The organism is Rathayibacter sp. VKM Ac-2760 (assembly GCF_009834185.1).
In the GTDB taxonomy this organism is placed as follows: domain Bacteria; phylum Actinomycetota; class Actinomycetes; order Actinomycetales; family Microbacteriaceae; genus Rathayibacter.
In genome coordinates this window covers 2,884,097-2,896,465 of sequence record NZ_CP047173.1, presented here as the reverse complement: position 1 = coordinate 2,896,465, position 12,369 = coordinate 2,884,097, and the positions used below count along the sequence as shown (strand labels likewise).

Here is a 12,369-nt window from a genome sequence, read left to right as displayed (position 1 = left end):
TAGCCGCGGAGCGGCGTATCGAGACCCGGCGTTCGGACCTCGTTGGATCTCGATACGCGCCCTGCCGGCGCTACTCGATCAGCGGCGTCGGTCGGGCCCGCGGGCGCTACTCGATCGGCAGTGTCGGGCCCGCCGCTCAGGCGCTGCGCTCGTCGGGGGCGAGCAGCTCGACGGCCGTGAGCCGGCGCGGCGACGCGGTGACGCCGGCGGCCGGGGCGATGACGCGCGACTCGTCGAGGGTGTCGAACTGGCGTGCGGTGACGAGCACGCGGCTCTCGAGCGAGCCGGCGAAGGCGTTGTAGGAGTCGACCGTCTTCTCGATCGAGCGGCGCAGTCCCTCCGCGTGCTCGCCGAGCGTGCCCAGCCGCGCGTAGAGGGTCTTGCCGAGGTCGAGCAGGCGCTTCGCGTCGTCGGTCAGCACGTCCTGCTGCCAGGTGTAGGCGACCGTCTTCAGCACCGACCACAGCGTGACCGGCGACGCGAGGGCGACCCGCTTGCGGAACGCGTACTCGAGCAGCGTCGGGTCGGCGTCGAGTGCGCTCGCGAGCAGCGGCTCGCTCGGGATGAACGCGATGACGAACTCGGGGCTCGCCGGCAGGCCCGTCCAGTAGGCGCGACCGGCGAGGGCGTCGATGTGCCCGCGCAGGGCCCGCACGTGGGCGCGGAGCAGCCCCGCCCGGCGCGCCTCCTCCTCGGCGCCCGCACCGGCCGGGATCGCGCTCGCCTCGAGGTAGGCGTCGAACGGGACCTTCGCGTCGACCGCGATCGCCTTGCCGCCGGGAAGCCGCACGACCATGTCGGCGCGCCCGCGGCCGCCCTCGCCCTCGAGCCCGAACTGCACGTCGAAGTCGACGCGCTGGGTGAGCCCCGCGGCCTCGACCACGTTGCGCAGCTGCGTCTCGCCCCAGGCGCCGCGGCTGGCACTCGAGCGCAGCGCCGACGCGAGCGTCTCGGTCGTCGACCGCAGGCGCTCGCCGGCGACCCGCTGCCCCTCCAGCTGCTCGGTGATGGCGCCGAACTGCGCCGCGCGCTCGCTCTCGAGGCGGCGGACCGACTCCTGCATCCCGCGCAGGCTCTCGGCGACGGGGGAGAGCGTCTGCAGGATGCGCGCGTCGTGCCGTTCCCGCTCGGCCACGACCCGCAGCTGCTCCTGCAGCTCGCGGATCTGGTCGCGGGCGGAGCCGAGGTGCTCGCGGTGCTGCTCGACGACGGACTCGTGCCGCTCCTCCAGGCCCTCGGCGCGCGCCTGCGCCGTCGCCAGCTCGAGGGCGAGCGCAGTGTCGGGGGTCCGGGAGCGGGCGAGCAGGACGGCGACGACGGCGGCGAGGAGCGCGCCGACGACGAGGCCGAGAACGAAGCTGAGATCCATGCGCCGAGGAGACCACGGACCTCCGACATCGGTGCGCGCCGTCCCTCGGGAGCGGCCCCGCCGCCCCTCGAAAGGGTGTCGACGGCGAGGGGAGGCGGCGTCGGCGGTTGCCCCTAGGCTTCGGGACCATGGGGAATCACCGCCGTCCATCGCGCCTGCTCACCGCCGCGCTCGCCCTCGCCGTCGGTCTCGGCACCGCTCTCGTGCCGGTCGCCGCGGCGTCCGCCGCCGACGAGGCGCTGCCGCCGGCGTCGGTCCTCGTCGATCCGGGAGCGGGGGAGGCACGCGTCTCGGTCGCCGACGGCACCGACGTGCCCGATCTGAAGGTCCAGTACGAGGCGAGCAGCACGAAGAGCTTCCGCGCCGGCTACATCTTCAGCGACGCGAACTTCTTCGACAGCGATGCCCGCTCGGTGCAGCAGATGCAGGCGCTCCTCGACGACAAGGGCCGCAACTGCTCGGGCACCCCCAACGGCGTGCCCTGCCTCAAGGCGTTCAGCCAGGCGACGCCCTCGAAGGCCGCCGACGCGATGTGCAGCGCCTACAGCGGCGCCGCCGCCGAGTCCGCCGCGACGATCTTCACCCGCGTCGGCCTGGCCTGCGGCATCAGCCCGCTCGTCCTCGCCGTCCTGGTGCAGAAGGAGACGAGCCTCGTCTCCACGACGAGCCCGACCGCGCGCCTCTACAACCGGGCCACCGGCTTCAACTGCCCCGACAGCACTGGCTGCGACAACGGCTCGGCCGGCTTCTTCACCCAGGTCTACGGGGCCGCGCGCCAGTTCAAGAAGTACGCGAACCCGCCCGGATCCGGCTCGAACTTCACCGCCTACGCGGCGGGGACCACGCCGAGCATCCTCTTCAACCCCGACACGTCCTGCGGCTCCTCGCCGGTCGCCATCCGCAACCAGGCCACCGCGAACCTCTACTACTACACGCCGTACCAGCCGAACGACTACGCGCTCACCAACACCGGCAACCAGGCCTGCGCCACCTACGGCAACATCAACTTCTGGTACATCTTCAGCGACTGGAACGGCTCGCTCGCCAACGCCGGCATCGCCCCGGCCGGCCGCGTCGACACCCCGCGCATCTCGGGCGGCACGCTGACGGCCTCCGGCTGGGCCGTCGACCCGACGACGCAGCGCGCGCAGCTCGCCACCACCGTCACGATCACCGCGCCCGACGGCTCGAAGACCGTCCGCACGACGACCGCGAACGCCTCCCGCGGCGACATCCCGGGCGAGTACCCGGCCGCCGGCGGCAACCACGGCTTCTCGGCGACGGCTCCCGCCTCGGCGAGCGGCACCTACACCGTCTGCGCGAGCGCGGCCTCCGTCGACTGGAACCTCTGGACCGGGTCCGGCGACGCGAAGGCGCCCGGCAGCAAGGACCTCGGCTGCTCGAGCGTCTCGAACGGCCCCGGGATCGCCGTCGAGCGCCTCGCCGGCACCGACCGGCAGGACACCGCGGTGCAGGTCTCGAAGGCGACGTTCCGCGCGAACGTGCCCGTCGTCTACATCGCGACCGGCTCGACCTTCCCCGACGCGCTGAGCGCCGCGCCCGCCGCGGCCAAGCAGGGCGGACCGCTCCTCCTCGTCGACCGCGACTCCGCGTCGCAGCCGGTCCGTGCCGAGCTCGCCCGCCTGAAGCCCGCGAAGATCGTGGTCGTCGGCTCGGCGCTGAGCGTCAGCGACGCGCTGCTGCAGGACCTGAAGCAGTACGTCCGCACCGGAGCGACCCCGACCCGCCTCGGCGGCGTCGACCGCTACGACACGGCGAAGAAGATCGTCCAGTACGCCTTCTCCGACGGATCCAGCCAGGCCTGGCTCGCGACGGGCGAGAAGTTCCCCGACGCGCTCGGCGCCAGCGCCGCGGCCGGCTCGGTGGACGCCCCGGTGCTGCTGGTGAACGGCACGCTGCCGACCGCGGACGCCACCACGGCGAGCCTCGTCCGGCAGCTCGGCGTCCGCTCGCTCACCATCGCGGGTGACGCCAACTCGGTGAGCGCCGGCATCGAGAGCTCGCTCACTGTCGCCTCGAAGACCCGGATCGCCGGCTCGAACCGCTACGACACCTCGGAGCAGCTCAACCGGGCCGCCTTCCAAAGGGAGGCGACGGTCTACTTCGCGACCGGCGAGAACTTCCCGGACGCGCTCTCCGGAGCGACCGCGGCCGGCTACACCGGCAGCCCGCTCTTCGCGGTGCGGCCGGACTGCGTGCCCCAGGCGGTCCTGAACGACTTGACCGCGTTCGGCACGAAGAAGGTGATCCTCCTGGGCGGCACCGGCACGCTCTCGGAGGCGGTCGCCCGCCTCACCTCCTGCGGCTGATCGGGCCCCGCACGGCCGCTAGCGTGGAGGGGTGACCTCCGCTCCCTCCCCGACCGACGCGCGGCGTCGGCGGGGAGGGCGGGCGGCGCTCGCCTCCGTCGCGGTCGTGCTGCTGCTCACCGGGGCGAGCGACCTCACCGCCCGAGCGGCTCCCGTCAGCGAGCCGCCGAGCATCCGGATGTGGACCGATCTCGCGGGCGGGGTCGACGAGTCGGGCTTCGATCCGGGCGACATCGTCTCGGACGCGGTCTTCTTCGACGGCGACGCGCTCGGCCCGCTGACGATCCAGGCGTTCCTCAACGCGCGGGTGCCCACCTGCGCCGGGACCGACGTCCCGTGCCTGCGCGGCTATGCGGAGGACACCGGCGACGTGGCCGCCGACGAGCAGTGCGACGCCTACCCGGGCGCCCCGGACCGCTCCGCCGCCGAGATCATCGCCTCGGTCGCCCTGGTCTGCGACGTCAGCCCCGCCGTGCTGCTGACGCTGCTGCAGAAGGAGCAGTCGCTCGTCACCGATCCCGCGCCGAGCGAGCGCCAGTTCCGCAGCGCCACCGGCTATGGCTGCCCGGACACGGCCGACTGCGACAGCGACTACTTCGGCTTCTTCGGCCAGGTCTACGGCGCGGCCTGGCAGTTCCAGCGCTACCGGAACCCGGACAGCAGCTTCGACTGGTACCCGGTGGGGGAGACCAGCGCGATCCAGTTCTCGCCCGATGCGGCCTGCGGCACCGCGCCGGTGCTGATCGAGAACGCGGCGACAGCGGGGCTCTACTACTACACGCCGTACCAGCCGAACGCGGCGGCGCTGGCGAACCTCTACGGCTCCGGCGATGAGTGCTCGGCCTACGGCAACCGCAACTTCTGGCGCATCTTCAGCAACTGGTTCGGCGACCCGCGCGCGGGCGACTGAGTCGCTCCCGTCAGGCGGCGACCGGCGCCTTCGGGCGCAGGCGCTTGACCGAGACGCCGGCGAGCTCGCCGAGCTCGAGCAGGCTCGCGGCCCCGTGCCGCCGGGCCGCGTGCACCACGATCGCGGCGCAGGCCTCGGCGTCCGCCGACGCGTCGTGGTGGCGGAAGTCGTCGTAGCCGGCCGCGAACGCGACGGAGGGCAGGCGGTACGACTCGAGCTCGTAGGTCTTGCGGGCGAGCTGGAGCGAGCAGAGGTAGTCGTAGGCGGGCAGCTCGAGCGCCGTCGCGGCGCAGGCGGCGCGGATGACGCTCATGTCGAAGCCGGCGTTGTGCGCGACGAAGACGTCGTCGCCCGCGAAGGCCACCAGATCGGTGAACTGCTCGACCCAGGAGGCGGCGCCGTGCACGTCGTGCTTGCGGATGCCGTGGATCCGGGTGTTCCACTCGAGGAAGTCGTCGTAGCCGTAGGGCGGGCGGATCAGCCAGCCGGCGCGGTCGACGACCCGTCCGTCGCGGACCTTGACGAGCCCGACCGAGCAGGCCGAGGCTCCGTGCGAATTGGCGGTCTCGAAGTCGATGGCGGTGAAGTCGATGGGCACGCCTCACCCTCTCACGCACCTCCGACGCCGCCCGGACCGGCACGCGGTGCCTCCGCGGCCACGCCGTAGGATGGATGCCCGTGGCTCTCACTATCGCAATCGTCGGACTCCCCAACGTCGGCAAGTCGACGCTCTTCAACGCGCTGACCAAGAACACGGTGCTCGCCGCGAACTACCCGTTCGCGACGATCGAGCCCAACGTCGGGGTCGTGAACCTGCCCGACTCCCGCCTCGAGGTGCTCGCCGGCATCTTCGGCTCCGAGCGCATCCTGCCCGCGCCGGTCTCCTTCGTCGACATCGCCGGCATCGTCCGCGGCGCGTCGGAGGGCGAGGGCCTGGGCAACAAGTTCCTCGCCAACATCCGCGAGGCCGACGCGATCGCGCAGGTCATCCGCGGCTTCGAGGACGCCGACGTCGTGCACGTCGACGGCAAGGTCGACGCCGCGAGCGACATGGAGACGATCAACACCGAGCTGGTCCTCGCCGACCTGCAGACCCTCGAGAAGGCCGAGGCCCGCTACGAGAAGGAGCTGAAGGGCAGGAAGATCGAGCCGATCGTGCTCGAGACGGCGAAGAAGGCGCGCGAGTTCCTCGACTCGGGCAAGCCGCTCTCGGCGTCCTCGATCGAGCTCGAGCCGATCCGCGAGCTCGGCCTGCTCACCGCGAAGCCCTTCATCTACGTCTTCAACGTCGACGAGGCCGTGCTGACCGACGACGCCCGGAAGGCCGAGCTGGCCGCCCTCGTCGCTCCGGCGCACGCGATCTTCCTCGACGCGAAGATCGAGTCCGAGCTGATCGACCTCGACGAGGCCGACGCCGCCGAGATGCTCGAGTCCACCGGCCAGACCGAGTCGGGCCTCAACCAGCTCGCGAGCATCGGCTTCGACACCCTCGGCCTGCAGACCTACCTCACGGCGGGCCCGAAGGAGACGCGCGCCTGGACGATCGGCAAGGGCTGGACCGCCCCGCAGGCGGCCGGCGTGATCCACACCGACTTCCAGAAGGGCTTCATCAAGGCCGAGATCATCTCGTTCGACGACCTGGTGGAGACCGGCTCGATCGCCGAGGCCCGCGCCAAGGGCAAGGCCCGCATCGAGGGCAAGGACTACGTGATGCAGGACGGCGACGTGGTGGAGTTCCGCTTCAACGTGTGACGCTCTCGCGGGCCTCGGCTCGCGGAACGGCTTCCGGCTCGCGGAACGGACTTCGGCTCGCGGAACGGACTTCGGCTCGCAGGATCTCGTCGATCCTGCGAGCCGGAGGTGTTTCTGCGTGCCGGAGGTCGCGGACGCGCTTGCTCAGCAGTGCGCGTCGCCGTCCGGCATGTGGTATCACGGCGGTATCATGGGGGACATGGCCATGACGCTTCGACTGACCGACGAGCAGGAGTCCGCGCTCACGGCGCTCGCGGAGGCACAGGGGATCAGCAAGCAGGAGGCGACGGTGCGCGCCATCCTCGAGGCGGCGGATCGGCGCGTGCATCGCGACGACGTCGCTGCGCTGTCCGCTCGAGGCCGGGAGCGGTACGCGGCTCTGCTCGATCGGCTGGCCCAGTAGACCGATGAGATCTGCGGCACCGATCAGGTATCTCCGGGTCGAGGATCTGCTCGCGCTCGCCGAGGATCTGGGCGTGCCGCACGTCCGCGATCTCGGTCTCCTCGACTCCGCGGCACATCGACCGCAGTCCTCGCTCTACGGTCGAGAGGCCTACCCGGCGATCCACCTGAAGGCCGCGGTGCTACTCGAGTCGCTCGTGCGGAATCACCCGCTCGTCGACGGGAACAAGCGACTGGGCTGGCTGTCCGTCGTCGTCTTCCTCGGACTCAACGGACTCGAACTCGACGCTCCGGAGGACGACGCCTACGACCTCGTCATCGGCGTCGCCACCGGTTCCGCCGAGGTGGCGGAGACGGCGAGCCTGCTCGAGCGGTGGACGCGGACGGTCGAGTGACTGCTCCTCGTCGGTCGCGCTTCAGTTCAGGACGTCGCCGATGATCCAGCTGGAGAGGCCGACGAGCGTGCAGACGCCGACGACGATCCACGCGACGGTGCGGCGGGTCGAGCGGGCCACGGACTCCGAGGTGCGCGGGGTCGGCTTCAGCGGCGCGACGTAGGCGGGCGGTGCCTGCGCGGCCCCGGGGATCAGGCGGGGGAGGGTCACCGGGCGGCCGTCGACCCAGTCGGCGGGCAGCTCGGCGGCGCGGGCGGCCTGCAGGGTCAGCTCGGCCTTCAGCGGTGAGCCCTGCAGGGTGCAGTAGGCGACGGCGGTGAGGCCGAGGCCGGCGAGGTGGCGGAGGGTCGGCGCGAACTGCTCGGAGGTCGCGGCGGTCAGCTCTCCGACGCGGTCGCCGTCCAGTCGCACCTCGACGAGGCCGCCGTCGAGGTGCAGCGTCACGAGGAGGAGTCCCCGGCCGCCCGCGGGGACGACGGCGGTCAGGCGGACGAAGTGCTCGTCCTCGCGCTGCACCTGCAGCCCGCGGCCCCAGGGCAGGATCGAGGAGCGCTGCTCGGGCGGCGCGTTCAGCGGCACGAACAGCTCGGGCGCGACCAGGGCGACCTTGACGGAGGCGCGCAGGCCCTCCTCGGTGCGCTCGACCCGGAGGCGGGCGGTCGTGGTCGGAGCGGCGCCGCTGGCGACGACGCGGTCGAGGCCGGGGGCGCTGCGGTAGGCGTCGGGGAGGTAGCCGATCACGCGGCCGCCGGCGCGGACCGAGACGGCGGGGGTGCCGGTGGGGTGGTCGGGTTCGGGGACGAGGACCACGTCGAGGGTCTGCTCCGACACCTCGGCGACGCGGAGGGGGCGGCCGACGACGGTGGCGATCTCCTCCAGGCGGTCCGCCTCGCCGACGGCGTCGACGGTGGGCGCACCGGCCGCGTTCGGCAGGCGGTACTCGACGTGCTCCGCGGCGGCGTGCGGGGCGGCGGGGGAGTCGCTCGCGGAGCGGCGGGCGTCCGTCCACTGCGTGCCGTCCCACCAGCGGAGTGACTCCGGGTGGGCGTCGTCGGGGTACCAACCCGCCGGCGCGGCGCGTTCGTCGTCCACCGGCGTCCCCGTTCTCTCGGCCCGTCGAGTCTAGGAGGGGGCGGCGCACGACGGCGGCGCGGCGAGTACGCGGAAGTCGCGGTAGTCGCGCCCGAGTACCGCGACTTCTGCGGGGTGGACGGGGCGGCGGGCGCGTGACCCGGCGGGTCAGAGCGCCGGGTTCTCCTCGGCCGAGTCGTCGGGGGCGAAGGCGGCGAGCTGCAGCGGGGTGCCGCCGCAGGTGCGCAGCGGCGGGGCGGTGTCGAGGGCGACGGAGAGGAGCCTGCGGACGTGCCGGGCGTGACCGCGGTTGATGGGGGCGGGGTCCTCGAGGACCTCCACGAGTCTGTGGAGCACGGCACAGGTGTCCGGTCGCGACATGCGAACCACGGTATTGAAGCCCCTCGCCTCTCGGTAGAGGCGATTCGCGCCAGACCCCCCGTCTAGGCTTCCGGCATGACTCGATTCGAAGGCTCCGTCGTCCTCGTGCTCGGTGCCTCCGGTGGCCTCGGCCGCCTGATCGCGGACGAGCTGGAGCGCGGCGGCGCGCAGGTGGTCCGCTCCGGCCGCGACGCCGGCGCGCTCGGTGACGCCGGGCTCGTCGCCGATCTGCTCGGTGAGGACGCGCCGCAGCGCCTCGTCGAGGAGGTCCTCCGCCGGCACGGCCGCCTGGACGGCGTCGTGATCGCGGCCGGTGTCGTCGCCTTCGGCCCCTCGGCCGAGCTCGACCCGGCGGTGCTGGAGGAGCTCGTGGACGTGAACGCGCTGGCGCCGATCCGCGTGCTCACCGCGGCGTTCGCCGCGCTCTCCGCCTCCGACCGGCAGCCGTTCGCCGTGACCATCAGCGGAGTCGTGGCGGAGGCGCCCACCGCAGGGCTCGCCGCGTACTCGGCCTCGAAGGCGGCCCTGCACTCCTTCGTCCGGGCGTCGGCGCGCGAGTACAGGAAGGCGGGCGTCCTCCTCCTCGACGCGCGACCGGGCCACACCGAGACGGCGCTGTCGCAGCACCCGCTCGCGGGCACGGCGCCGCGCTTCGGCGCGGGCCACTCGCCGGAGTCGGTCGCCGCCCGCATCGTCCGCGCCGTCGAGGACGGCGAGACGGATCTGCCGCCCGCGGCCTTCGACGCCTGAGGACTCCTCTCGTCGCCGCCGCTGAAGGCGGGACGTCCGCGCGGAACCACGGTGCATGTAGCACGGTGCTACCGTGGCAGGATGACCCGTTCGAGCCAGCCGACACGCCTCCCCGCTGACGTCTACGACTCCGCCGTCGCTGCCGCCCAGATCTCCTCGCGGACGGTGCCTCAGCAGATCGCCTACTGGGCGCGCATCGGCAGGGAGCTCGAGATGTCCCCGCAGGTCAACAGCCGCGCGATCAGCGAGGTCCTCGGGGGAACGGGCTCCTACGACGCTCTCGGGGAGTACGAGCAGGCCGTCGTGCGCAAGGAGTGGGCGGACCGTCTCACCGCGCTGCGGAGCGGGCTGGACTACGAAGCCGCCTTCACCGTCGCCGGCGAGTCGTACTCGGAGGTCGATGAGAACGGCGATCTCGTCGTGCACCCCGCTCGCTCCTGATGCCGGTGCTCCACCTGCTCGCCGGGCCGAACGGTGCCGGCAAGTCCTCCTACGTCCGCGATGTCCTGATGCCGGTGACGCGCTTGCCGTTCATCAACGCCGACGAGATCGCGGCAGCGCTGTGGCCCGGCGAGGAAGCCGAGCACGCTTACGATGCGGCGCGTCTCGCGGAGCACCGACGGCGGGAGTCGCTGGCAGCGGGTGAGTCGTTCGTCTCCGAGACGGTGTTCTCGCATCCGAGCAAGATCCGGTTGCTCTCGGACGCCTCGAAGGCCGGTTACCTCGTGCACCTGCACATCGTGATGGTGCCGGTGGAGCTGTCCGTGCAGCGCGTGAGGGAACGTGTGCGCCGCGGCGGCCACTCGGTGCCCGAGCAGAAGATCCGGGATCGTCACGAGCGGTTGTGGGCGCATCTCAGAGCCGCGGTCGAGATCGCCGACGTCGCGGAGGTGTTCGACAACGGCAGCGCTCGACACCCCTTCCGGCTGTGCGCGCGGTTCGAGCACGGGGCGCTCGTCGGCCCGCCGCAGTGGCCCAGGTGGGCGCCCGAGGTTCTGCTCGACGTCTGAGCCGATCGAGGATCACCGGTGCCGGAGGGTGCGGCGCCCTCGGCGATCGAGCCTCCACAGCCGCGGATCCAGGGCGCTCTCCACGGATCCGGCGGCCGGGCGACCGCGGTCGATCGGTGCTCGCCAGCATCGACGCATGGGAATCCGTTATTACGCCTACGCCTTCGATGCCGACCAGACCGAGCGCGCGCTCGCCGATCCGCGGAGCGTCCTCAGCGACGATCCGCTCGCCGATGCCTGGGGCATGCCCCACGGCGCCAGGATCGCGGCCACGGACTTCGTGCAGTCCGTCCCCGAGCGGGACATGGTCTACCTCGACAAGGCCTGGTCCGCGCTGCAGACGCTGACCGCTCCGCGATCACGGGATGCGGCACCGCGCCCCGCGCACCGGATGTTCGAGGGGAGGGTGACCGTGACGGGGCTGGGCTGGGAGCCCTGGGTGCGGGCGGTCCCTCCCGAGCAGGTCGGGGAGATCGCCGACGACCTGATCGCGCTGCGCTCGGAGGTGGAGGAGGAGCTGTCGCAGCACCCCGAGGGGGAGTACCTCGGCCACTTCCTCGACCGCGCCGTCGCCTTCGCGACGCAGCTGGCACGCTCCGGGCGCGGCTTCGCCTATCTGATCGGCTAGGCGCGTGCGCCGGCTCAGGCGGTCGCGAAGCGCTTCGCCGAGCGCTCGCGGGCCTTCGCCGCCTCGACCTCGCGGTCCTTGGGCGGCGCGGTCGACACCAGGTCCTCGAGGAGGTGACCGGTGACGTGGGCGATCTCGGCGACGGCGCGGTCGAACGCCTCCTGGTTCGCCTTCGACGGGCGGGTGGCTCCGCTGATCTTCCGGACGTACTGGAGGGCGGCGGCCTGCACCTCGTCGTCGGTCGCGGCGGGTGCGAAGTTGTGGAGGGTGTGGATGTTCCGGCACATGCGTCGAGGGTACGTCCGGGCGGGCGGGGGCGCGAGAGGGGCGGACACCCGCCGTTCACCCGGGCGTCGTGCAGGAGCCGTAGCGTCGCTCCGTGCCTCCCGCCTCAGACAGCCCGCTCCGTCCCGACGGCGCCCTCCTGCCCTCACCCGAGCTGCTCCGCTCGCTCACTCCCGACGACGCCCGCGATCTCGTGGTGCTCGACGAGGACGACGACGACCCGGTGCTGCTGCGCCGCGACGGCACGCAGGTCGACACCTGGCGCGAGGGCTATCCCTACGACGAGCGGATGTCGCGCGAGGAGTACGAGGCCGGCAAGCGCCTGCTGCAGATCGAGCTGCTCAAGCTGCAGAACTGGATCAAGAAGCACGGGCGCCGGCTGGTCGTGGTCTTCGAGGGGCGCGACGCCGCGGGCAAGGGCGGCACGATCAAGCGCTTCACCGAGCACCTCAACCCGCGCGGCGCGCGCGTCGTCGCGCTGGAGAAGCCGACCGAGCGCGAGGGCTCGCAGTGGTACTTCCAGCGCTACGTGTCGCACCTGCCGGCCGCGGGCGAGATCGTGCTGTTCGACCGCTCCTGGTACAACCGCGCCGGCGTCGAGCGGGTGATGGGCTTCTGCACTCCGGAGCAGTACGACGAGTTCATCCGCCAGACGCCGCTGTTCGAGAGCATGCTGGTCGGCGAGGGGATCGACCTGGTCAAGCTGTGGTTCTCGGTCTCGGCGGAGGAGCAGCGGACCCGCTTCACCATCCGGATGATCGACCCGGTGCGGCAGTGGAAGCTCTCGCCGATGGACCTCGCCTCGCTCGACAAGTGGGGCGACTACACCGCGGCCAAGGAGGCGATGATGGCGGCGACCGACACGGCCGACGCCCCGTGGACCATCGTCAAGAGCAACGACAAGAAGCGCGCCCGGCTCGAGGCGATGCGCTACGTGCTGAGCCTCTACGACTACGACGGCCGCGACGACGAGGTCGTCTCGCCGCTCGGACCCGACCCGCTGATCGTCGGCTCGGCGGCCGACGTCCACGAGCGCGGCGAGCACGCGGCGCCCGCCCGGGCGTCGGACTAGCGCGCGACCGGCGG

General features: G+C 72.3%; 15 protein-coding genes. 10 read left to right on the top strand and 5 right to left on the bottom strand.

Annotated features, from left to right (window positions below; all coding sequences use genetic code 11):
* Window positions 1-136: 136 nt before the first annotated feature.
* Window positions 137-1,369, bottom strand: a complete 1,233-nt coding sequence (locus GSU72_RS13110; RefSeq protein WP_159985470.1) for a DNA recombination protein RmuC — start codon at window positions 1,367-1,369, stop codon at window positions 137-139.
* Between the two features lie 128 nt (window positions 1,370-1,497).
* Here GSU72_RS13110 and GSU72_RS13105 point away from each other — a divergent pair, with 128 nt between their 5' ends.
* Window positions 1,498-3,699, top strand: coding sequence for a cell wall-binding repeat-containing protein (locus GSU72_RS13105; RefSeq protein ID WP_159985469.1), 2,202 nt, complete (start codon window positions 1,498-1,500; stop codon window positions 3,697-3,699).
* 31 nt (window positions 3,700-3,730) lie between these two features.
* A complete protein-coding gene (locus GSU72_RS13100; protein ID WP_159985468.1) occupies window positions 3,731-4,609 on the top strand; it encodes a hemagglutinin in 879 nt (292 codons plus the stop codon).
* 10 nt (window positions 4,610-4,619) lie between these two features.
* On the opposite strand, the gene GSU72_RS13095 is transcribed toward GSU72_RS13100, so the two are convergent.
* Window positions 4,620-5,207 carry an exonuclease domain-containing protein gene (locus GSU72_RS13095; protein WP_159985467.1) on the bottom strand — a complete coding sequence of 196 codons (588 nt, stop codon included), beginning with the start codon at window positions 5,205-5,207 and terminating at the stop codon, window positions 4,620-4,622.
* A gap of 80 nt (window positions 5,208-5,287) precedes the next feature.
* Here GSU72_RS13095 and ychF point away from each other — a divergent pair, with 80 nt between their 5' ends.
* The 3 genes from ychF to GSU72_RS13080 all read left to right on the top strand — a co-directional run bounded on the left by ychF (window position 5,288) and on the right by GSU72_RS13080 (window position 7,158).
* Window positions 5,288-6,361 (top strand): redox-regulated ATPase YchF, encoded by a 1,074-nt coding sequence (gene ychF, locus GSU72_RS13090; protein ID WP_159985466.1) that lies wholly within the window; start codon window positions 5,288-5,290, stop codon window positions 6,359-6,361.
* A 118-nt stretch (window positions 6,362-6,479) separates the two neighbouring features.
* Entirely contained in the window at window positions 6,480-6,764 is a 285-nt protein-coding gene (locus GSU72_RS13085; protein WP_244255803.1) for a CopG family transcriptional regulator, read from the top strand.
* A gap of 4 nt (window positions 6,765-6,768) precedes the next feature.
* Complete coding sequence (locus GSU72_RS13080) at window positions 6,769-7,158, top strand: type II toxin-antitoxin system death-on-curing family toxin (protein ID WP_159985465.1); 390 nt, start codon at window positions 6,769-6,771, stop codon at window positions 7,156-7,158.
* 21 nt (window positions 7,159-7,179) lie between these two features.
* Here the strand turns inward: GSU72_RS13080 and GSU72_RS21320 are convergent, their stop codons facing one another.
* Window positions 7,180-8,250 carry a DUF2510 domain-containing protein gene (locus tag GSU72_RS21320; protein WP_208545056.1) on the bottom strand — a complete coding sequence of 357 codons (1,071 nt, stop codon included), beginning with the start codon at window positions 8,248-8,250 and terminating at the stop codon, window positions 7,180-7,182.
* Window positions 8,251-8,397: 147 nt separating this feature from the next.
* Window positions 8,398-8,586: a hypothetical protein gene (locus GSU72_RS13070; RefSeq protein WP_159985464.1), complete on the bottom strand. Its 189-nt coding sequence runs from the start codon at window positions 8,584-8,586 to the stop codon at window positions 8,398-8,400.
* 99 nt (window positions 8,587-8,685) lie between these two features.
* On the opposite strand from GSU72_RS13070, the gene GSU72_RS13065 reads away from it, so the two are divergent.
* From GSU72_RS13065 to GSU72_RS13050, 4 genes are all read left to right on the top strand, one after another.
* Window positions 8,686-9,360, top strand: a complete 675-nt coding sequence (locus tag GSU72_RS13065; protein WP_159985463.1) for an SDR family NAD(P)-dependent oxidoreductase — start codon at window positions 8,686-8,688, stop codon at window positions 9,358-9,360.
* Between the two features lie 81 nt (window positions 9,361-9,441).
* Window positions 9,442-9,801, top strand: coding sequence for a hypothetical protein (locus tag GSU72_RS13060; RefSeq protein ID WP_159985462.1), 360 nt, complete (start codon window positions 9,442-9,444; stop codon window positions 9,799-9,801).
* Window positions 9,801-10,370, top strand: a complete 570-nt coding sequence (locus tag GSU72_RS13055; protein ID WP_159985461.1) for a zeta toxin family protein — start codon at window positions 9,801-9,803, stop codon at window positions 10,368-10,370. Before GSU72_RS13060 ends, GSU72_RS13055 begins: the two co-directional genes overlap by 1 nt.
* A 136-nt stretch (window positions 10,371-10,506) precedes the next feature.
* Window positions 10,507-10,998, top strand: a complete 492-nt coding sequence (locus GSU72_RS13050) for a DUF1877 family protein (RefSeq protein WP_159985460.1) — start codon at window positions 10,507-10,509, stop codon at window positions 10,996-10,998.
* A 14-nt stretch (window positions 10,999-11,012) separates the two neighbouring features.
* Here the strand turns inward: GSU72_RS13050 and GSU72_RS13045 are convergent, their stop codons facing one another.
* A complete protein-coding gene (locus GSU72_RS13045) occupies window positions 11,013-11,285 on the bottom strand; it encodes a DUF2277 domain-containing protein (protein WP_159985459.1) in 273 nt (90 codons plus the stop codon).
* A 191-nt stretch (window positions 11,286-11,476) separates the two neighbouring features.
* On the opposite strand from GSU72_RS13045, the gene ppk2 reads away from it, so the two are divergent.
* The gene (gene ppk2 / locus GSU72_RS13040) at window positions 11,477-12,355 is read left to right on the top strand and encodes a polyphosphate kinase 2 (protein WP_244256126.1); all 879 of its coding nucleotides are present in this window, start codon (window positions 11,477-11,479) and stop codon (window positions 12,353-12,355) included.
* Window positions 12,356-12,369 lie beyond the last annotated feature (14 nt).